Origin of the sequence: Arthrobacter antioxidans (assembly GCF_023100725.1) — a bacterium.
In the GTDB taxonomy this organism is placed as follows: domain Bacteria; phylum Actinomycetota; class Actinomycetes; order Actinomycetales; family Micrococcaceae; genus Arthrobacter_D; species Arthrobacter_D antioxidans.
The window spans coordinates 631,952-651,348 of record NZ_CP095501.1 but is presented as its reverse complement, the minus strand read 5'-3'; the positions used below and the strand labels follow the sequence as shown (position 1 = coordinate 651,348).

Annotated in this window: 18 protein-coding genes; 9 read left to right on the top strand and 9 right to left on the bottom strand. The window is 70.0% G+C overall.

Going from position 1 to position 19,397, the window contains the following annotated elements; all coding sequences use genetic code 11:
- Positions 1–3: 3 nt before the first annotated feature.
- Entirely contained in the window at positions 4–318 is a 315-nt protein-coding gene (locus MWM45_RS03105) for a DUF6457 domain-containing protein (protein WP_247828085.1), read from the bottom strand.
- A 227-nt stretch (positions 319–545) separates the two neighbouring features.
- Here MWM45_RS03105 and MWM45_RS03100 point away from each other — a divergent pair, with 227 nt between their 5' ends.
- Positions 546–2,435: an adenylyl cyclase gene (locus tag MWM45_RS03100; RefSeq protein WP_247828084.1), complete on the top strand. Its 1,890-nt coding sequence runs from the start codon at positions 546–548 to the stop codon at positions 2,433–2,435.
- Positions 2,436–2,687: 252 nt separating this feature from the next.
- Here MWM45_RS03100 and MWM45_RS03095 read toward each other — a convergent pair whose 3' ends face one another.
- Together MWM45_RS03095 and MWM45_RS03090 are read right to left on the bottom strand one after the other, a co-directional pair.
- Positions 2,688–3,671 carry a LacI family DNA-binding transcriptional regulator gene (locus MWM45_RS03095; protein ID WP_247828083.1) on the bottom strand — a complete coding sequence of 328 codons (984 nt, stop codon included), beginning with the start codon at positions 3,669–3,671 and terminating at the stop codon, positions 2,688–2,690.
- Complete coding sequence (locus tag MWM45_RS03090) at positions 3,649–4,731, bottom strand: AraC family transcriptional regulator (protein WP_247828082.1); 1,083 nt, start codon at positions 4,729–4,731, stop codon at positions 3,649–3,651. Before MWM45_RS03090 ends, MWM45_RS03095 begins: the two co-directional genes overlap by 23 nt.
- Positions 4,732–4,801: 70 nt before the next feature.
- On the opposite strand from MWM45_RS03090, the gene MWM45_RS03085 reads away from it, so the two are divergent.
- From MWM45_RS03085 to MWM45_RS03070, 4 genes are all read left to right on the top strand, one after another.
- Positions 4,802–6,316 (top strand): flavin-containing monooxygenase, encoded by a 1,515-nt coding sequence (locus MWM45_RS03085; protein ID WP_247828081.1) that lies wholly within the window; start codon positions 4,802–4,804, stop codon positions 6,314–6,316.
- Positions 6,313–7,164, top strand: coding sequence for an SDR family NAD(P)-dependent oxidoreductase (locus MWM45_RS03080; protein WP_247828080.1), 852 nt, complete (start codon positions 6,313–6,315; stop codon positions 7,162–7,164). Before MWM45_RS03085 ends, MWM45_RS03080 begins: the two co-directional genes overlap by 4 nt.
- Entirely contained in the window at positions 7,161–8,096 is a 936-nt protein-coding gene (locus MWM45_RS03075; RefSeq protein ID WP_247828079.1) for an alpha/beta fold hydrolase, read from the top strand. Before MWM45_RS03080 ends, MWM45_RS03075 begins: the two co-directional genes overlap by 4 nt.
- A gap of 158 nt (positions 8,097–8,254) precedes the next feature.
- Positions 8,255–8,818, top strand: coding sequence for a dihydrofolate reductase family protein (locus tag MWM45_RS03070; protein WP_247828078.1), 564 nt, complete (start codon positions 8,255–8,257; stop codon positions 8,816–8,818).
- Positions 8,819–9,022: 204 nt separating this feature from the next.
- Here MWM45_RS03070 and MWM45_RS03065 read toward each other — a convergent pair whose 3' ends face one another.
- Positions 9,023–9,331, bottom strand: a complete 309-nt coding sequence (locus MWM45_RS03065) for a lipopolysaccharide assembly protein LapA domain-containing protein (RefSeq protein ID WP_082046225.1) — start codon at positions 9,329–9,331, stop codon at positions 9,023–9,025.
- A gap of 118 nt (positions 9,332–9,449) precedes the next feature.
- Positions 9,450–10,439 carry an alpha/beta hydrolase gene (locus MWM45_RS03060; protein ID WP_247828077.1) on the bottom strand — a complete coding sequence of 330 codons (990 nt, stop codon included), beginning with the start codon at positions 10,437–10,439 and terminating at the stop codon, positions 9,450–9,452.
- 154 nt (positions 10,440–10,593) lie between these two features.
- Between MWM45_RS03060 and MWM45_RS03055 the strand changes: the two genes are divergently transcribed.
- On the top strand, positions 10,594–12,399 hold the full coding sequence (locus tag MWM45_RS03055) for a bifunctional metallophosphatase/5'-nucleotidase (protein WP_247828076.1): 1,806 nt from the start codon (positions 10,594–10,596) through the stop codon (positions 12,397–12,399).
- Between the two features lie 103 nt (positions 12,400–12,502).
- Positions 12,503–13,180, top strand: coding sequence for a GNAT family N-acetyltransferase (locus MWM45_RS03050; protein WP_247828075.1), 678 nt, complete (start codon positions 12,503–12,505; stop codon positions 13,178–13,180).
- A gap of 104 nt (positions 13,181–13,284) precedes the next feature.
- On the opposite strand, the gene MWM45_RS03045 is transcribed toward MWM45_RS03050, so the two are convergent.
- Positions 13,285–13,605, bottom strand: a complete 321-nt coding sequence (locus tag MWM45_RS03045) for a putative quinol monooxygenase (protein WP_247828074.1) — start codon at positions 13,603–13,605, stop codon at positions 13,285–13,287.
- Between the two features lie 230 nt (positions 13,606–13,835).
- Between MWM45_RS03045 and MWM45_RS03040 the strand changes: the two genes are divergently transcribed.
- On the top strand, positions 13,836–14,324 hold the full coding sequence (locus MWM45_RS03040; protein ID WP_247828073.1) for a YkvA family protein: 489 nt from the start codon (positions 13,836–13,838) through the stop codon (positions 14,322–14,324).
- A gap of 44 nt (positions 14,325–14,368) precedes the next feature.
- Positions 14,369–15,397: an isopenicillin N synthase family dioxygenase gene (locus tag MWM45_RS03035; RefSeq protein WP_247828072.1), complete on the top strand. Its 1,029-nt coding sequence runs from the start codon at positions 14,369–14,371 to the stop codon at positions 15,395–15,397.
- 91 nt (positions 15,398–15,488) lie between these two features.
- On the opposite strand, the gene MWM45_RS03030 is transcribed toward MWM45_RS03035, so the two are convergent.
- From MWM45_RS03030 to MWM45_RS03020, 3 genes are read right to left on the bottom strand one after another with little or no spacing between them, the layout of a single operon-like run.
- Positions 15,489–16,355, bottom strand: a complete 867-nt coding sequence (locus MWM45_RS03030; protein WP_247828071.1) for a phytanoyl-CoA dioxygenase family protein — start codon at positions 16,353–16,355, stop codon at positions 15,489–15,491.
- Complete coding sequence (locus tag MWM45_RS03025) at positions 16,348–18,186, bottom strand: glycoside hydrolase family 2 protein (protein WP_247828070.1); 1,839 nt, start codon at positions 18,184–18,186, stop codon at positions 16,348–16,350. Before MWM45_RS03025 ends, MWM45_RS03030 begins: the two co-directional genes overlap by 8 nt.
- 40 nt (positions 18,187–18,226) lie before the next feature.
- A complete protein-coding gene (locus MWM45_RS03020) occupies positions 18,227–19,258 on the bottom strand; it encodes a LacI family DNA-binding transcriptional regulator (RefSeq protein ID WP_247828069.1) in 1,032 nt (343 codons plus the stop codon).
- Between the last annotated feature and the right edge of the window lie 139 nt (positions 19,259–19,397).

Here is a 19,397-nt window from a genome sequence, read left to right as displayed (position 1 = left end):
GTGCTACTGGGCCGAGCCGGTCCAGCCCTTCTGCTCGTCCGTCTGCTCGTCCTTCTCGATGACGGTCAGCACCGTTTTCACGGCCTTCTCGATGGCGGCGTCCGTCTCCGCCCGCCCATCGGTGGTGACCGTTCCTGCGGCATAGCCGACCATGAAGGCGCTGATCACGCCGGCATCCGCCGTCAGCAGGTGGGAGGTACGTGCGGCGAGTTCCACGATCCTGGCGTGATCGAGCTCGAGGTCGAGGACCTGGAGGGCCTGGCCGAGCGTGCGGCTCCAGTCGTTCAGGGTGCGCTCTGCGTCGTCGGGCGTTGCCATGGTGTCTCCTCGGGTCGGGGCGGGTGTAACGGCCGACCGCAATCGGCAGCGCTCTGCTGCGCCTATCAAGCTGTACCACCGGTACCGCTCGCGTTCAACGCCGACACTTCGATCGCCCGCTTTCCTTGACTTCGCCCTGGTCCGGGGATGTAATTCACGAACGACCGGTGACACGATTCACCTCTCGCCCTGACCAGGACCACCTCGACGGAGAGGAACCTCCCCGCATGACCATCCCCCACCCCATGAGGACCGGGCGTACGCGCCTGGCCGCGGCCCTCGGAGCCGCCGCGCTCCTGGCCACCAGCACGGGAGTCGCGGCGATCGCGGCGCCGGCAGGCACGACGCCGGTGGCGACCAAGAAGGCTCCGCCGGCATCGGCCGCCGACTTCGGACCCAATGTGACGATCTTCGATCCGGGCATGCCCGTCAGCGAGATCCAGGCGGCGGTCGACGCCGTCAACACCCGGCAGATCGACAACGAGATGGGCACCGAGCGTGAGGCCCTCCTCTTCCTGCCGGGCACCTACGGCACCGATGCCGAACCCCTGCAGTTCAAGGTGGGCTACTACACGGAGGTCGCCGGCCTCGGTGCCTCCCCTTCGGACGTGACCATCAACGGCAAGATCGAGGTCTACAACCGCTGCCTCGAGGACAACGGCACCAGCAACTGCATCGCGCTGAACAACTTCTGGCGCACGCTCTCGAACCTCACGCTGGAGGTCAACGGCGCAGGCCAGGACGGCTGCCGGGCGACCGCGAACTTCTGGGCCGTGTCCCAGGCCGTCTCGCTCCGGCGCGTGAACATCACCGGCGGCACGCTCTCACTGATGGACTACTGCACCGCGGGCCCGCAGTTCGCGAGCGGCGGCTACCTCGCCGACTCGAAGGCCGGCGACATCGTCAACGGGTCCCAGCAGCAGTGGTTCACCCGCAACGCGGAGATCGGCACCTGGTCCAACGGCGTCTGGAACGCCGTCTTCTCGGGGACGGAGGGTGCCCCCACGGACGAGTCCTTCCCCACGCCCCCGTACACGACACTCGACCGGACCCCGGTCAGCCGCGAGAAGCCCTACCTCTTCGCGGACGCTTCCGGGGCCTACAGCGTGCGCGTACCCGCCGCCCAGACCGAGTCCCGCGGCATCTCGTGGGGCGACGGCCTGACGGCCGGGCGCACCATCCCGCTGTCCGAGTTCTTCGTCGCACGGCCGGGTGATTCCGTCCAGGCCATCAACAACGCTCTCGCCCGCGGCAAGCACCTCCTGCTCACGCCGGGCGTCTACGAAGTCGATCGGACCATCGCGGTGAAGCGCGCCGGCACGGTGGTCCTCGGCCTCGGCCATGCGACCCTCACCGCCGTCGACGGGTCCACACCGATGCGCGTCGCGGACGTGCCCGGCGTCGTCATCGCCGGCGTCACGATCGACGGCGGCACCGTGAACTCGCCCGTCCTGCTGCAGGTGGGGACGAAGAACGGCAACAACGGCGCCAAGCGAAGCGATCCGGCGAACCCGACGACGCTGAGCGACGTCTACTTCCGGATCGGCGGCCCGCACGTGGGCAAGGCCGATGTGAGCCTCGAGATCAACAGCGACCACGTGCTGATCGACCACACCTGGGTGTGGCGGGCGGACCACGGCAACGAGGGCGCGTTCGGCTGGGACGTCAGCACCGGGCGGAACGGCGTGATCGTCAACGGTGACGACGTCACCGCGACGGGCCTCTTCGTGGAGCACTACCAGGAGTACAACGTCATCTGGAACGGCGAACGGGGCCGTACCGTCTTCTTCCAGAACGAGCTGCCCTACGACCCGCCCAACCAGGCCGCCTGGCAGCACGACGGCGTTCTCGGCTGGGCCGGCTACAAGGTGGCCGACGACGTCAGGAACCACACCCTATGGGGCGGCGGCTCGTACGTGTTCACGAACGTGGACCCCAGCATCCACGCCACCCGTGGCTTCGAGGTGCCGGAGACCCCCGGCGTCGTGCTCAACCACCTCCTGACCGTGAACCTGGGTGCGGGCACGATCGACCACGTCGTGAACAACACCGGCGCACCCGTGAGCAACGCGAACACCGGGACGCCGAGTTACGTGGTGCGGTACCCGGCTCCGTAGCGCGGGCTGAGCGGTAGACCAGCAATCGACCAGCAGCAACGGGAAGGGTCGGGGCGAGAGCCCCGGCCCTTCCTACGTCCGGGGATCGGCATCGGCACGGCCTACGCCCGATGCTCCGCTCGGCGGGGCATCGTCATCGGTGTGCCGACGTGGGTGCACCCGAGGTCGGTCTGGCGGCGAACCTGTGTCGGGTTGCCGACGTGGGTGCGCCCGCGTTCGGTCGCGCATCAGCTGGTTCACGCAGGAATGCGGTCAGCCCGACTCCCGCTCCACGAGCCGCAACCCGTCACCCGGAGGCTCGGGCTTGTCCGCGGACGCGTCGAGATCCGCGAGGACGAGTGCGGCGAGATAGCGGGCCTGCACCTCGATGGACTGTGCGACGGTCGTGAGCGGAGGCGCCGCGAGCGCTGCCGCAGGGACGTCGTCGACTCCCACCACCCTCATATCGCCCGGACAGGACAGGCCCTCGGCCCGCAGTCCGGCGAGCACGGCGAGCGCGACGTCGTCGTTGTAGGCCGCCACGCCGGTGACCTCCTGCTCCCGCCAGGCACGGACGGCGGTCGCCGCGGCCGGGGCGTCGAGCGCGACAGAATGAACCACCGGCTCCGGAAGGCCGAGCTCGGCACAGGCACGCTGCACCCCGAGCAGACGGTCCCTCGCGAAGTCCTCGAGCCTGGGGTCGGTGGGCCACGCGTACCCGAGACGCCGCGCTCCGCCTGCGGCGAGGTGCCGGGCCTGCAGGGCTCCGATGGCCAGCTGGGTCTCCGACGGAGGGGCGGGGTCCGGCTGATGCTCCTCGCCGAGGGTCCCCAGTACCTGGATGCCGGCCTGCCGCATCATGAGGAGGTCCTCGTCGGAGAAGGGGGCGAAGCCGATCACCGCACGCGGCGTCACGGCGCGCCACAGGTCGGCGAGCGGGCGGGTCCGCCGCCCGTGATGCACGAGGACCGTCAGCCCCCGGCCGGACAGCTCGTCGGCGAGCTCGTCCAGCAGGGTCTCCATCACCGGTCCCACGGGCCAGTCGGGCAGGATGCACAGCACCAGGTCGCTGCGTCCGGTGCGCAGGGCACGGGCCGCGGCCGACGGCGCATACCCGAGCCGGGCCGCGGTCTCCCGCACGCGGCGCCGGGTCTCCTCGGAGATGGTGACGCCCTCCCGGCCGGTCAGGACATAGCTGACGGTCGTCCGCGAGACCCCGCTCTCCCGGGCCACGTCAGCGCTGGTGATCCCGGCCACCGCTCCCCCTTCCAGCCCCCGACTCCTGCCTGCCAGTGTAGGCGGGGCCCTGCTCCTCCCCGCTGCCGGATCGCACCGCCCGCGGCGTCCTCCCGCACCACCGGCGGACACAGCGCGTAAGGGCGGACTGTTCGGACAGTCCCACCAAGGCAGCGACCTGCTGCAGCGGCAGGTCCGTCCGGGTGAGCAGCCGTAGCGCCGCATCGCGGCGGGCGTCGTCGAGCAGGGATTCGAAGGACGTGCCCTCCGCGGCGAGCCGGCGCTGCAGGGTCCGCGCGTGCATGCCGAGGAGCCTCGCGGCCGAGTCGATGCGCGGCGGCGAGGTGCCCAGCATGCGGTCGATCGTGTTCCGGACCTGCGGCGCCACCACGCGCCCCGGCTCGGGGAAGTGGCTGTGCAGGTAGTCGAGGGCGATCTCCCGCAGCGTGCCGTCCACCCCGGCGAGCGGACGGTCGAGCATGCTCCTCGGCACGCGCAGGAGGGACGCGGCCTGGCCGAACCGCACCTCCGCCCCGAAGAATTCCGTGTACCGGGCGGCGGGCGCCTTCGGCAGGTGCGAGAGGTGGACGGAGTGCAGGCCGTACGGACCGTCCACCAGGAAGCGGAGCATGCGGTGCGAGAATGCGAGGATCGCGTCGGTCGCCTGCCGCGGCGGAGCCCCCTCGGAGGATCCGTAGCAGAGCCCCACGTCGCCGGGCCGCCCCTCGGGGTCGGCGACGATGGTGAACCGCAGGACCGGGCTGTGGAGGAACAGGAACTGGGAGGCGCACTCCAGGGCGGCGCCCACGGTGGGTGAGTTCTGGATGGCGACCGCGAGCGGGCCGAGGATGCCGATGTCCTGGTACTCCGAGATGCGAAGGCCCAGGTCCGGGCAGGGCAGCGCGCGGGCGGCACCCTCGAGCAGCTTCGCCATGGCGATGTCGGAGACGAGGACGTCGTCGCTGTCGATCGCCTCGAGCTGCACGCGGTACTGCGCCGCGAGTGCCGCGGCGTCGCCCCCGAACTGCTCGACGACGTCACGGAAGCCGCGCATGCCGGCGGATCGGATGACGGAGCCCATGTCGTCCAAGGGTAAATTGCTGTCGCGTGAAGTCAAGTACACCGGTGGGTTCACCGGAAGAATGAAAGATATGGATTCCAGCATCGAACACCTCGACGTCGTCATCGTGGGCGCAGGCCTGTCCGGCATCGGCGCCGCCTACCGGGTCTCCACGGAGCTGCGCGGCAAGAGCTTCGCCGTCCTGGAGGCACGCGGCGCCATCGGCGGCACATGGGACCTCTTCCGCTACCCGGGCGTGCGGTCCGACAGCGACATGTTCACGCTCGGCTACCCGTTCCGCCCGTGGACCGAGGCCAAGGCGATCGCCGACGGCTCGTCCATCCTGAAGTACATCCGTGACACCGCGGAGGAACCGCGCATCCGGGACAGCATCCGGTTCCACACCAGACTCGTCAGCGCCGCCTGGTCCTCGGAGGACGCCCGGTGGACCCTCGAGCTGGACGTCACGGACTCCGGTTCCGGCGCGGTGGAGCGCCGCCGGCTCACGTGCGGATTCCTCTACCTCTGCAGCGGCTACTACAACTACGACCGCGGGCACGAGCCGACCTTCCCCGGCCTCGACGCCTTCGAGGGGGAGGTGGTGCATCCCCAGTTCTGGCCGGAGGAGCTCGACTACACCGGCAAGCGCGTCGTCGTGATCGGCAGTGGAGCCACCGCCGTCACCCTGGTGCCGTCCATGGCGAAGGACGCCGCGCACGTGACGATGCTGCAGCGCTCCCCCACCTACATCACGGCCGTGCCGAGCCGCGACAAGTTCTCCGACGCCGCCCGCCGCCACCTGCCCGCCGGGATCGCCCACCACGTGGCCCGTGCGAAGAACGTGCTGTTCACGCAGGCGTTCTACCAGCTGTGCCGCCGCCGCCCGGAGATCGCCAAGAAGCTCATCCGCTCCCAGACCGCGCGGATCCTCGGCGACGAGAAGACCGTCGCGGAGAACTTCACGCCCGCCTACAACCCGTGGGACCAGCGCCTGTGCGTGGCCCCCAGCGCGGACCTCTTCAAGGCGATGAAGCAGGGTTCGGCGTCCGTGGTCACGGACACCATCGACACGTTCACCCCACACGGGATCCGCCTGGCATCCGGGCAGGAACTCGAGGCCGACGTCGTCGTCACCGCCACGGGGCTCTCGATGCTGCCGCTGGGAGGAGCGAGGTTCACCGTCGACGGCGCTCCGGTGAACCTCGGCGACTCCTGGGTGTACCGGGGCCTGATGGTCAGCGGCGTCCCGAACCTCGCGCTGTGCGTCGGCTACACGAACGCCTCGTGGACGCTCCGGGCGGACCTCAGCTCCCGGTACGTCTGCCGCCTCATCCGGTACATGGACCGCAACGGCCACCGCTCCGGGGCACCCGCCGTCGACGGCCCGATGAAGGCCCGCCCCATCCTCGACCTGACCTCCAACTACGTGCAGCGCGCCGTCTCGGCGTTCCCCAAGCAGGGCGACCGGCAGCCATGGACCATGCGGCAGAACTACCTGCTCGACGCCCCCACCGCGCTGCACGGCAACCTGGCGAAGAACATGGTCTTCGACGCGCCCGCACCGCGTGCCGTCCCGGCCCCCGACCTCCAGGAGATCCACGCGTGAGCATCCAACCCTTCCAGTTCGCCGGGTCCACCGCCGTCGTCACCGGCGCGGCCGGGGGCATGGGCGAGCACCTGGCCCGCGGCCTCGCCGAGCGCGGCAGCACCCTGCTGCTCGTGGACCGCGACACGGACCGGCTCGACGCCGTCGCGGCGTCCATCCGTGCCACCCACCCGGGCAGCAGCGTCACGACGTTCACCGCCGACCTCGCGGACCGCGACGCCGTCGAACGCCTGGCGACCGATCTGCTCGCCGCGACCGACCGCGTGGACCTGCTCGTCAACAACGCGGGGGTGGCCCTTGCGGGCCGCTTCGACCAGATCAGCATGGACGATTTCGACTGGGTCATGGCCATCAACTTCACCGCGCCCGTGCTGCTCACGCACCGGCTGCTCCCGCGGATCGCGCCCGGCGGGCACATCCTGAACGTCTCGAGCCTGTTCGGCCTCGTGGGACCGACGGGCCAGACCGCCTACTCCGCCAGCAAGTTCGCGCTGCGCGGCTTCACGGAAGCGCTCCGCAACGAGCTGCTCCCCCGCGGGATCGGCACCACCACCGTGCACCCCGGCGGCATCCGGACGAACATCGCCCTCAACGCGCGCATCGGCGGGAACCTCAGCGCCCGCGACGTGAAGCACGCGAAGGAGGACTTCAACCGGCTCCTCACCTTCCCCGCGGACCGCGCCGCCGGGCTCATGCTCGAGGCGGTCAAGGCCCGCAGGGCCCGCCTGCTGATCGGCCTCAGCGCGAAACTGCCCGACGTCGTCGCCCGCGTGGCACCGATGTCCTTCGGCACCCTCGAGCGCCGCGCCACGAGCCTCGCCCGCCTCGCGGGCAAGGTGCGCCGATGAGCGGCGGCCGTCCCGGCGTCGAGCCGTCGACCGGGACCTCCACAGCAGTGACCTCCACCTCAGGGATCTCCGTGTCAGCGGGCGGCGACGGCTACCTCCTGGTGGACGGCGTCCGCGTCCGCTATCGCGACGCCGGCGCCCGGGACAGTCCGCCGGTCCTGCTGCTGCACGGCATAGGCCGCAGCCTCGAGGACTGGGAGGGGCTCTACGGGCGCCTCGCCCCGGATCACCGGGTGATCAGTATGGACCTGCCCGGCTTCGGTCTGTCCGAGCGCACGGCGGGCCGGTACTCGATGGAGTCGATCGCCCGCTTCGTGATCGCCGCCCTCGACACCCTCGGGGAACACCGGCCGCTGCACGTGGTGGGCAACTCGCTCGGCGGCGCCATCGCCATGAAGATCAGCACCCTCGAGCCGCAGCGCGTGCGGAGCCTCGTGCTCGTGAACAGTGCCGGCTTCGGCAAGGAGGTGACGATCGCGCTGCGCCTGCTCGCCGTCCGCCCGCTCGGCCGGCGCCTCATGAAGGACAAGTCACGCAAGGCCGCCTACCGGACGGAGCGGGCCCTGTTCTACGACAAGCGGTTCGTCACGGAGGAGCGGCTCGACCACGCCCAGGAGGTGGGCCGGAACCCCGTGTACGACGACGTGCTGCTCGCCGTCGCCCGCCACCTCGGTACCGTCCGCGGCGTGCGTCGCCGCTGGCGGACGGAGCTCCTCCGCACGGTCGCAGCGCAGCACAAGCCCACCCTTCTGGTGTGGGGCGACGAGGACCGCATCCTGCCGGCGTCGCACCTCGAACACGCCCGGACGGTGTTCCCGCACGCCGAGGTCCACCTGTTCGAGAAGTGCGGGCACATGCCCCAGATCGAGCGGGAGGACGAGTTCGACGCCCTCGTCCGGCAGTTCGTGGGCGGGGTCGAGGCGCAGGGGTAGCACGGTCGGCACCCGTCGCGGGATCCGCCCACCGGGCGCCCTCGCCCGGTGGGCATGGTCGAACATCCTCATGCTGCGGACCCGGGCGGTGGGAGGAACGGCCCGGCGGTGGAACGTCGGCCCCTTACGAGGGCGCGGACTGCGTGGTGGAATGGCCCATGACCCGCGTCGTCTTCTATACCGCCACCACCCTCAACGGCTTCATCGCGGACGAACAGAATTCGCTGGAGTGGCTTTTCGCCGTCGAACCCCCTCCCCCGGAGGAGTACGAGCGGTTCCTCGACAGCGTAGGCGTGCTGGTGGAGGGCTCGACGACGTACGAATGGGTGCTGGCCTTCGAGCGGCTCCTGGAGGAGCCGGCCAAGTGGGGTGCGCTCTACGGCGACCGTCCTACCTTCGTCTTCACGAGCAGGGAACTGCCTGTCCCGGAGGGCGCGGACGTGCGGCTGGTCTCCGGGGACGTCCGGCCGGTGTTCGGGCACCTGCGCGAAGCGGCGGGGCCGCGGGACATCTGGATCGTCGGCGGCGGCGACCTTGCGGGGCAGTTCCTCGCGGCAGGCCTGCTCGACGAGATCCGGATCGCGGTCGCGCCCGTGGCGCTGACGGCGGGCGCGCCGCTGCTGCCCCTGCGCGTCGAATCGGACCGGCTGACGCTGCGGTCCGTCGAGCAGCAGGGGCAGTTCGCCGTCCTGACCTACGACGTCGCGGCGGGCGACGGCTAGGCTCCTTCGTTCAGCGGCAGGAGCCGTTGCGTACATTCGTTCAACGGCATGAACCGCCAAATGCTTTTGTTCAGCGGCGGCCACGCCCCTTCGCTCAATGGCAGAAGCCGTTCGATCCCTTCGTGCAGCGGGGGCTACGCCCCTTCACTCGGCGGCAGGAGCCGTCTGGTGCCTTCGTTCAACGGGGGCGCCAAGCCCCTTCGCTCAGCGGCGGTTGCGCCGTGCCGCCGTCCGGAGCTGGATGATGCGGACCGCGCCGATGAGTGCCACCACGGCGCCGCCGCCGACCGCCGCGATGAGCAGTGCGAGACCGAGCGCGATGGATCCCTCGAGGCCGAAGAACGTCACGAGGACCGGAGCATCGTTCTGCAGGAAGAACACGATCAGGAGCACGAGGAGCACGAGGGCTGCGATGACCGCCGTCCAGATGGCGCCCGCCCGCGTGTGGGACTCGCCCTTGCCTGCCGGCGCCGTCGTGCCGTGATGCGGCTGGGGCGTGTCGCCTGTGGTCATGGTGGATCCCTTCGTCGAGGGACAGGACGAAGGCCCTGCCCGAAGAGTCCAGCCTACTACTAAGCATGCTTACTTGTGGCTCGGGTGACGCCAGGCGCAGGGGCCCCGGACGGCCTCGTCACCCCTGGTCGGCACCCGGGACGTAGGCCTCCTGCCAGCGCTCGACTTCTTCGAAGAACTGCGCCCGGGCCGGCTCCGGCGAGAGCGCGAGGTCGTGGATGCCGCCCGCGATGCGCACGAGGGTGACGAGCCTGCCGAGCTTCGGCGCCCGTCCGGCGATGTGCGCGACGTCGAGCACGACGTCGGTCGAGGAGATACGCGCGGGCTCCTTCACGGGATTCGAGGTGGCGTCCGAGCACGCGACCAGCACGGGGCAGTCGATCGCGAGGCCACGGTTCAGTTCAGCATGCCCGTGGCGGATGGCGCGCAGCCAGCCGGCGACGACGGGGAAGCCTCCGTGGGGCTTCCACGCCAGGTCGTAGTCCCATTCACCTCCCGAGGCCCGGTGCAGGTACCGGCCGTACGCGGTGCCGAGCTTCCCGACGACGGCACGCGGCCGGCGCGTCCCGAGGCGGTGCACCGCCGCGGTGCCGAGGGTGCGCTGGAACAGGCTCGCGTTGAGGTCGAACCAGGGACTGTTGAGGACGAGGGCATCGACGATCCCCTGTCCGCGACGGCGGTGCGCCCACAGGGACGTGACCAGGCCGCCCGTGGAGTGACCCATGACCACGAGGACGTCGTGGCCCTCGTCCTCGCGGATGATGCGCGCCGCCTCGTCGAGCTCTTCGTCGTACGCGTCCAGTGACGTGATGTAGTTCGGCGTCTGGTGCTCGCGGACGGACCGCCCGTACTTCCGGAGGTCCAGCGCGTAGAAGTCGAAGCCGGCGGCCAGCCAGGCGTCGGCGAGGTGGGTCTGGAAGAAGTAGTCCACGAAGCCGTGCACGTAGAGGACTGCCCGGCGCGAGCCGGCGGGGACGGTGCGGCGCACGAGCGTCGCGACGACGTCGCCCTCCTCGTCGGGACGCAGGGACAGCGTCCGCACCTCGTAGTCCGCCCCCAGGATGTCCTCGCGGTAGGCGTCCTGCTGTTCTGTATCGGTTGTCATCATGATCCTCGTCGATCTGCTCCTGCCGGACGACCGCCGGCGCTGCTCCGGCGGGACCGCCGGGCACCGTTCACCTCGGGCAATACCGCCGTCACCAGTGTGTCACCCGTCACCGATACGCTGTCGCCACCGCACCACCAACAGGAGCTGATTCTACGTGTCACAACCTTTCACCACGGGGCATCGCCGCGTCGCCGCGGTCGTCGCCGTCGGCTGCATCGCAGCACTCGGCCTCGCACCCGCAGCATCCGCCGCACCCGGCGGAGCCAAGGGCCCCAGGGACGCCACGACCACCATCACGGTCATGGGCACCAGCGATCTCCACGGCTACATCGAGAACTGGGACTACTTCACCGACGCCGAGTACGACGACGCCGCGCACAACGACGTCGGACTCGCCAAGGTCTCCACGCTCGTCAACCAGGTCCGTGCGGACCGCGGTGAGGAGTCGACCCTCCTCATCGACAACGGGGACACCCTCCAGGGAACGGCCCTGACCGACTACTTCGCCAACGTGGAGCCCGTGACCGAGACCGGCGAGACCCACCCCATGGCCGCCGCGATGAACGCCATGGGCTACGACGCCACCACGCTCGGCAATCACGAGTTCAACTACGGCCTGCCGCTCCTGCGCACGTTCGAGGACCAGTTGGACTTCCCCCTCCTCGGGGCGAACGTCAAGGACTGGACCACCGGCGAGGACGCCTTCACGCCGTACGTCATCAAGACGGTCAGGCTCAAGGGGCAGAAGCCCGTCCGGGTCGGCATCCTCGGACTCACCACGCCGGGCAGCGCCATCTGGGACAAGAACAACGTCGAGGATGAGCTGCGCTTCGAGGGCATGGTGGAGCAGGCCCGGAAGTATGTCCCGGAGATGAAGTCCGCCGGCGCCGACGTCGTCGTCGTCAGCTCGCACTCCGGTCCCTCCGGCACGTCCTCCTACGGCGATGCCCTGCCGGTCGAGAACGCCTCCACCCTGATCGCCGAGCAGGTCCCCGGGATCGATGCCATCCTCGCCGGGCACGAGCATCAGGAGATTCCGGAGCGGTTCGTCACCAACCAGCAGACAGGCGAGCAGGTACTGCTCACCGAGCCGAAGAACTGGGGCATGCGGCTCTCGGTGATGGACTTCGAGCTGACGAAGGTCCGCGGCCAGTGGGACGTCACATCGGCGGACGCCGAACTGCTCAACACCAACACCGTGCCCGCAGATCCAGCCATCTCGGCCATCGCTGCCGACCAGCACCGGCGCACGATCGACTATGTGAACACGGCGATCGGCAGTGCGACCGACACCATGTCCGCCGCAGATGCCCGTTTCCGCGACACGGCCGTCATGGACTTCGTGAACACGGTCCAGGCGGACGCGGTGGACAAGGCACTCGACGGCACGCCGGACGCCGACCTCCCGGTCCTCTCGATCGTGGCACCCTTCAACCGTGCCGCTGTGATCCCCGAAGGGCCCGTCACCATCCGCGACATGGCAGGCCTGTACGTCTTCCCGAACACCCTCTTCGGGGTCGAGATGACGGGCGCCCAGGTCAAGGACTACCTCGAGTACTCGGCGACGTACTTCAACCAGACCGCTCCCGATGCCGCCGTGGACCCGGCGACACTGACCAACGCGGCAGGCACCCCGGACTACAACTACGACATGATGTCCGGCGTCTCCTACGACATCGACATCAGCAAGCCTGTCGGCCAGCGCATCGTGGGCCTCAGCTACAACGGGGCGCCGATCGATCCGGCGCAGCGCTTCGCGGTGGCCACGAACAACTACCGGCAGTCCGGTGGCGGCAACTTCCCGCACATCGCCACGGCTCCAGTGCTCGTGAACCAGACCACGGAGATCCGGCAGCTGCTGATCGACTACCTGACCACCGAGGGCACCATCGACCCGGCTGCCTTCTTCGAGGAGAACTGGAAGCTCACCCGCAACGGCGAGCCGGTCTTCGACCAGTAGCGCGATGTGGGTCCCGGGGTTTCCCTGGGTGTCCGGCCTCCACCGCAGCGGGACGCGGGCCTCCTGGTCAGCGTCCCGCTGCCGTTCGGCCTACATTGGCTTCATGAGCATCGACAGGACCGCGGGCGGGCCCATGGACATGACGCGTGACAGGACGATGGACAGCACGGGCGGTGCCGACGCCGGCACGGGCCCGGGCACCGAGCCCGCCACCCGCACGCCCGTCACGATCACGACGGCGACCGTCGCCGACGCCGCACAGCTCGCCGCCGTCGCGGCCGTCACCTTCCCCCTGGCCTGTCCGGCAGATTCGCTGCCCGAGGACATCGCCCGGCACATCGCGACCCAACTCTCCGCCGAACGCTTCACCGCGTACATCGAAGCCCCGCACCACACCATCCTCTGCCTGCGCGAAGGCGACCGCATCCGTGGCTGGAGCATGGTGGTGCTGGAGCAGCCCACGGATCCGGACGTGCTCGCCGCACTCTCGATCTCCCCCACCGTGGAACTCAGCAAGTTCTACGTCCACCCCGACCAGCACGGACGCGGCGCCGCCGCGGCCCTGATGCGGCGGACCCTCGAGCTTGCCGCAGGGTCCGGACTGCCGGGGATATGGCTCGGCGTGAACCAGGAGAATGCGCGCGCCCTCCGGTTCTACACGAAGCATGGTTTCCGGCGCGTCGGAACCAAGCGCTTCCGGCTGGGCGACCGCTTCGAGGACGATTTCATCCTGGAACAGGCGCTCGACGTACGCCGGGCAGGTGCGCCGGCGAACGCCTGATCGGCCCCGACGTACGCCGGACAGGCACACCGGGGAGCCCGGTCGGCGCTAGGGCCGGCGGCACGGGTACCGGGCTTACGCCCGACGAACGCTCTGCCGAAGCGCTAGGCGACGGTGAGCTCGCCCATCTGGCCCCAGCCCTCGGCGCCGATCCGTTCGCTGATGATCTCCGGGGTCTTCACGAGTGCCTGCGGCATGTCCTGCATCGCCTGGGTGAAGTGGTCGCTGCTCACGTGCGCCTCCGCGGCGTCGTCCTGGAACGCCTCGACGAGCACGAACTGGTGGGGGTCCTCGACGCTGCGGGACCAGTCGAACCAGAGGTTGCCCGGCTCCCGGCGCGTGGCCTCCGTGAAGTCCCGCGTCAGGTCGATCCAGCGGTCACTCCACTCGGGCTTCACGGTGAATTTGACGACGATGAAGATCATGGGATGGTGCCTTCCTGGTGGATGCTCGGTACCTCTCCAACCTATAAGGTCCTTCCGCAGGCTGCATGCCGGCCGGCCCCGTGTGCAGGAGGAGTCGTCAGATCGCGAGGCTCGGGTGCTGGTGCGTGCGCCCCCTGACGGCTGGCCGCTCCGGCCCCCGCGGCGTTACCGTCGGAAGGCGTTACCGTCGGAACCTGCCCACCCGGGGCAGGACGACGGGGAGGGGAGCCATGGACTGGGCACCGGTCCTCGAGATCGCCGTCGGGCTCCTGGCCGCCTATGCGTTCCTCCTCGCCTGCCTCGCCGTCTATGCACGGCGGCATCCGGACGTCATCTCGCTGCGGGACGCGCTGCGCCTGGGCCCGGACCTCGTCGGTCTCATCCGCCGCCTCGCCGCGGACCGTTCGGTCCCGGTGCGGACGCGCGTCCTGCTCGGCCTCCTCGCGGTCTACCTCGTGGTGCCGATCGACCTCGTGCCGGACTTCCTGCCCGTGATCGGCTACGCGGACGACGTCGTCGTGATCGCCGTCACCCTGCGGGCGGTGGTGCGGACCGCTGGCCCGGAGGCACTGGTCCGGCACTGGAAGGGATCCGACGTCGGCCTGCGCGCCGTCCGCGCGCTGGCGGGCGTGAGCGAGCCCGGAGCGGACGAGACCGACGGGACAGGCAGTGATGACGGCACCGACGGGGCTGACGGGGCCGGCCGCAACACGGCGTAACGCAAAGGCAGGGCCGGTTTTCCACCGGGCGTAGTCTGCTGCGCATGCAGCAGTCCCCGGGATCGATCCCAACCCTTGACCTCAGCACCGCCCGTTCCGCCGATGGATCCTTCACCCCCGGCTTCATCGAGGAACTGCGCGACGCCGCCCACACCGTCGGCTTCTTCCACATCATCAACTACGGCGCCACCCCCACGCAGGCGGACGATCTCTTCGACGTCACCCGGCGCTTCTTCGACCTCCCCCTGGAGGAGCGCCTCCGGATCCACAACCGGTCCTCGCCGCACTTCCGCGGCTACGCCGGCCTCGGCACCGAGATCACGCGCGGCCGTCCCGACGCCCGCGAGCAGATCGACTTCTCCCCCGAGCGGGAGCCCCTGGCGGACTACCCCGCCGACGAGCCGTACTGGCTCCTGCAGGGCCCCAACCTCTGGCCCCGCACCGCGCTGCCCGAGCTCGAGGAGCAGGCCATGGCGTGGGCGGCGCTGATGTCGCGCGTCGGCGCCGAGCTCCTCTCGGCGATCGCCGTCGCCCTCCACCTCCCCGAGGACTACTTCGCCGAACCCTTCGAGGGCACCCCGGCCTGGATGGCCAAGCTCGTGCACTACGTCGGCGGCGTCGTCGAGGGAGCCGGCTCGCAGGGCGTGGGCGCCCACGCCGACTACGGGTTCGTGACCCTCCTCCTGCAGGACCAGGTGGGCGGCCTCGAGGTCCTCCCCCACGGTGCCGACGAGTGGGTCCCGGTCACACCGATCCCCGGGGCGCTCGTGGTGAACCTCGGCGAGATGCTCGAGGTCGCCACCGAGGGCTACCTCGCGGCCACCATCCACCGCGTCACCGCACCCGCGCCGGGCGTGGACCGCTACGCCGTCCCGTTCTTCTGGTCCCCGCGCCTCGACGCCGTGATCGAGCCGGTCCCCCTGACCGAGGACCTGCGGGCCACCGCCCGGGGCATCTCGGACGACCCCGAGAACCCGATGCTGTCCTCCTACGGCTCCAACGTGCTGAAGGGCAGGGTGCGGGCACATCCCGATGTCACCGAGCTCCACCACCCGGAGCTCGCGCGGAAGTAGCTCCTCCGAGCCCTGTCCCCCGCACACACGACGGCGGCGGCACCCACCCGGGTGCCGCCGCCGTCGTTCATGGAACCTGCAGGGTGGACGCTCAGGCCTCGCCCATCATGAGGCCCTCGATGGAGTGCTTCTGCGTGATCGGCACCAGGGTGTCCACCACGGGGCAGACCACGTGGCGGCGGACCCGCTCGGGCAGGGCGTCGTAGAAGGGCTTCGTCACGGCCATGGCGTGGTGTTCGGCGTTGCCCGCGCCGGGAGCGTCCACCCCGAGCACCAGGACGGGCCGGGATTTCTGCGACTCGTTCTTCGTGCCGCGGTGGATCGTCAGCGCGGACCGGGCGGAGATGTCGCCCATCCTCGGGTACTTGCGCTCGGCGAGACCCTCGTACCGCGCGTACGCCGACTTCGGCGGGAACATCTCGTGGTCGAAGCCCTCGGGAAGATCCCATTGCGTGCCGGGAGCGACCTCGAAGGGGCCCATGTCCTCCTCGGTGTCGACGGCGGTGAGGTTGAACGCCAGCGACGTCAGACGTCCGGTCTCCCGCGTCTCCTCCGGCATCGGGAAGTCGCGGTGCCACGGCTGGTTGACGGCGCCGGGGCCCGGGACGTCGAACCCGAGCTCCACGATCTCGTAGTCCGGCCCGAGGACGGACTCGCACACCATGCGCACCCACGGGTGGTCCACGAGGTCCACCCAGCCGCGCAGCTGCTCGGGGTGGATCTCGACGTAGTACCGCTTCGGTCCCCGTCCCACGGCGCCGTCCGGCCGCGCGAGCGCCTCGGCGAGGGCCGCGTCGATGTCCTCGCGCATCTCCGCCGCCCACTCGCGCGTGAACGCACCCTGCTGGGCGATCACGCCGCGGGTGTACAGCCCTTCGACGGCGGCGGCCGCCTCGGGCGACGCTCCGTCGGGGATCCGGGACGCGACGGACCCGTGCGTGCCGGTGGGATCAGACATGCTCGGGCCTCCAGGCCTTGCCCATCACGATCTTCCGGATCTCCGCCACCGGCAGCTTGGGCTTCCGGTTCTCGTCCGTGAGGCCGTTCGCCTCCTGCAGGGTGTCGGTCAGCTGGGTGTAGCAGAACCCTGACAGGAAGGGGCTGTCCTGGAGGGCCGTGAACAGCGCCTCCAGGCGCCGTGCGAAGTCCTCGCCAGACTCGGCGGTGGAATAGCCCCACGTCTCGATGGGACTGTTCGGCGCGTAGAGGATCCCCCCGAACTCGGACACCATGACCGGCTCGGTCCGCGGCAGGCCCGGCAGGACGCTCAGGCGGCGCCCGGCGGGCCCGACGCCGTCGACGAGCGACTGGAAGGTCGGCAGGTCACGGTAGTTCGCGTGGAGGTCGTCGTACGTCGTCGCGTAGTCGTGGATGGTGAAGATGTCCGACTCCACGTGCTCCCAGCCGTCGTTGGAGATGACCGGGCGGGACGCGTCGAGGGCCTTCGTCAGGTGGTACATGGCCTGGGCGAAGTGCTTCTGTGCCGGACTGTGGGAGATCTGCTGGACGCCCCAGCTCTCGTTGAGGGGAACCCAGGTCACGATGCACGGGTGGGACCGGTCCCGCTGGACGACGCTCGCCCATTCCCGGGCCACGCGCTCCATCGCGGTCGGCGAGAACTCGAAGGTGCTGCCCATCTCCCCCCAGACCAGGAGGCCGAGGCGGTCCGCCCAGTAGAGGAACCGGGGGTCCTCCACCTTCTCGTGCAGGCGGGCGGCATTGAAGCCGAGGTCCTTGATGAGCTGGACCTCCTCGCGCAGCGCGGCGGCGTCCGGTGCGGCGAGGAGCGATTCCGGCCAGTAGCCCTGCTCGAGCACCGACCGCACGTAGAAGGGGCGGTCGTTGAGGAGGAAGTGGCGTCCGGCGGTCCCGACGCTGCGCAGGCCGAAGTAGGACCACACCTCGTCCACCGGGGAACCGTCGGCGTCGAGCAGGGTGACGGTCGCGTCGATCAGGCGGGGATGGTCCGGGGACCACAGCAGCGATTCGTAGGCCTGGCCGTTGGCCTGGTGCGGGATCACGCAGTCCATCACCACGCGGGACTGGGCGGCCGACGTCGAATAGGTACCCAGTGGCTGGCCGTCGAAGCTCAGGTCCACCCGCACGGTCAGGGCGTCGACGCGCTGCGGCGAGATCGCGAGCTCGAGGCGGGCGGAGCCGTTCGGGACGTCCGGCTCCCAGGTCACGGCCTCGATGAACGACGCCGGGACGGACTCCAGCCAGACGGGCTGCCAGATGCCGGTGGTGCGGTGGTACCAGATGACGTGCGGATCCTCGAGCCAGTCCTGCTTGCCGCGGGGCTGGGCGACGTCGTGCGGGTCGTCCTCGGCCCGGACGACGAGGACGAGGTCCTCGCCCGTGACGGCGTGGCTGGTCACGTCGAACGAGAAGGGGCTCTGGCCGCCCTCGTGGGAGCCGACGAGCTGCCCGTTGATCCAGACCGTCGCCCGGTAGTCCACCGCGCCGAAGTGGAGGAGCAGCCGGTCACCCTCACCCGAGCGACCGCTCTCGTCGATGTCCGCCTGCGTGATCGTCCGGCGGTACCAGACCACCGGGTGGAAACCGGTCTCGTGCACACCCGACATCGCGGACTCGGGCGGGTACGGGACGGTGATGGTGAGGGGGAACGGCGCACCGGCGGAGAACCAGCGATCCGCTTCGCCCGCGTCGTCGTCGTCGTGGCTGAAGTCCCACCGGCCGCCAAGATCCATCCATCGGCGGCGGAGGAGCTGGGGCCGCGGGTAGGTCCCGTCCTGGGTACTGGCTGTCAACGCTTCTGGATTCGGCATGCCGATATCTTGTCCCATTTTTGCAGCGCTGTAAAGCCTTTTATCGGGGTATGAGGGCGGGGGCTCCGAGGGGCGCGCTCTCGCGGATCGTCAGCGCGTGGGAGACGATGCGGTGCCGCCCCACGCCGTGGTAGCCGTCGATCCGCTCGCGCAGCAGCTCCAGGGCCGTGGCCGCGAGTTCGCGCTTGTCCGGTGCGATGGAGGTCAGCGGCGGGGTGGCCCACCGACCGAGCTCGGTGTCGTCCCACCCGACGACGGCGACGTCGCGGGGCACCTGGACGCCGGCCTGCCGCAGTGCGAACAGCGCGCCGGTCGCGAACCTGTCGTCGCGGCAGATGAGGCCGTCGAACGCGAGGCCGGAGGCGAGGGCGTGGGCCACTGCCCGGGCACTCTCCTCCGGCGTGAAGTCGGACACCGACAGCACCAGGCCCGGGTCGAGGGGCATCTTCGCGTCGACGAGGCCCTGCTGGTACCCGAGGAGCCGCTGGTCCGTGGATCCCGTGGTGTCCCCCGAGACCACACCGAGGAACGCGATGCGGCGCCTCCCCTCGCCCACGAGGTGCCGCACGCCCTCCTGCGCCGCCACCACGTTGTCGATCATGACGTGGTCGGCGGTGACGGGCATGGTCGACTCCCCGAGGAGCACCACCGGGACGTCGCGCTGCAGCCGGGCGACCTCGATGGACTGCATCCGCACGGGGTGGAAGATGACGCCGTCCACGAGGCCCGCCTCGCGGTCGCCCAGCACCGCCCGCTCCGCCTCCGGATTGCTCAGCGTCTGCTCCACGATGACGCGGTAGCCCAGGCGGCTGGCCTCCTCCGCGATGTACCGCGAGAGTTCGGAGAAGTACGGGTGGTCGATCTCCGGGATCGCGAGGGCGATCATGCCGGTCTTGCCCGTCGCCAGGCGTCGCGCCGTCAGATTGGGCTTGTACCCCAGTTCGTCGATCGCCTGCTGCACCTTCCGGCGCATCTCGGGCGTGACGTGCGGGTAGTTGTGGACGACGTTCGACACCGTCTTCATCGACACGCCGGCCACGTCGGCCACATCCGCAAGTCGGACTTTCTTCATCTGGGTCTCCTCGGGTCGATCCCAGTCTAAATCGGAGCCCAGTGGGCGCCGTGCCGGGCCGGAACTCCGTGCGACAAATCGCTGGACACCAATTTTACAGCGCTGTAAGCTCGGTCACACGCTGAGCCACTCACCTGGA

Excerpts from the sequence above, each read along its gene's own strand:
- MWM45_RS03105 (WP_247828085.1), bottom strand. The coding sequence starts at position 318 with ATGGCAACGCCCGACGACGCAGAGCGCACCCTGAACGACTGGAGCCGC.
- MWM45_RS03100 (WP_247828084.1), top strand. The coding sequence starts at position 546 with ATGACCATCCCCCACCCCATGAGGACCGGGCGTACGCGCCTGGCCGCG.
- MWM45_RS03090 (WP_247828082.1), bottom strand. The coding sequence starts at position 4,731 with ATGGGCTCCGTCATCCGATCCGCCGGCATGCGCGGCTTCCGTGACGTC.
- MWM45_RS03085 (WP_247828081.1), top strand. The coding sequence starts at position 4,802 with ATGGATTCCAGCATCGAACACCTCGACGTCGTCATCGTGGGCGCAGGC.
- MWM45_RS03075 (WP_247828079.1), top strand. The coding sequence starts at position 7,161 with ATGAGCGGCGGCCGTCCCGGCGTCGAGCCGTCGACCGGGACCTCCACA.
- MWM45_RS03070 (WP_247828078.1), top strand. The coding sequence starts at position 8,255 with ATGACCCGCGTCGTCTTCTATACCGCCACCACCCTCAACGGCTTCATC.
- MWM45_RS03065 (WP_082046225.1), bottom strand. The coding sequence starts at position 9,331 with ATGACCACAGGCGACACGCCCCAGCCGCATCACGGCACGACGGCGCCG.
- MWM45_RS03060 (WP_247828077.1), bottom strand. The coding sequence starts at position 10,439 with ATGATGACAACCGATACAGAACAGCAGGACGCCTACCGCGAGGACATC.
- MWM45_RS03050 (WP_247828075.1), top strand. The coding sequence starts at position 12,503 with ATGAGCATCGACAGGACCGCGGGCGGGCCCATGGACATGACGCGTGAC.
- MWM45_RS03045 (WP_247828074.1), bottom strand. The coding sequence starts at position 13,605 with ATGATCTTCATCGTCGTCAAATTCACCGTGAAGCCCGAGTGGAGTGAC.
- MWM45_RS03040 (WP_247828073.1), top strand. The coding sequence starts at position 13,836 with ATGGACTGGGCACCGGTCCTCGAGATCGCCGTCGGGCTCCTGGCCGCC.
- MWM45_RS03035 (WP_247828072.1), top strand. The coding sequence starts at position 14,369 with ATGCAGCAGTCCCCGGGATCGATCCCAACCCTTGACCTCAGCACCGCC.
- MWM45_RS03030 (WP_247828071.1), bottom strand. The coding sequence starts at position 16,355 with ATGTCTGATCCCACCGGCACGCACGGGTCCGTCGCGTCCCGGATCCCC.
- MWM45_RS03025 (WP_247828070.1), bottom strand. The coding sequence starts at position 18,186 with ATGCCGAATCCAGAAGCGTTGACAGCCAGTACCCAGGACGGGACCTAC.
- MWM45_RS03020 (WP_247828069.1), bottom strand. The coding sequence starts at position 19,258 with ATGAAGAAAGTCCGACTTGCGGATGTGGCCGACGTGGCCGGCGTGTCG.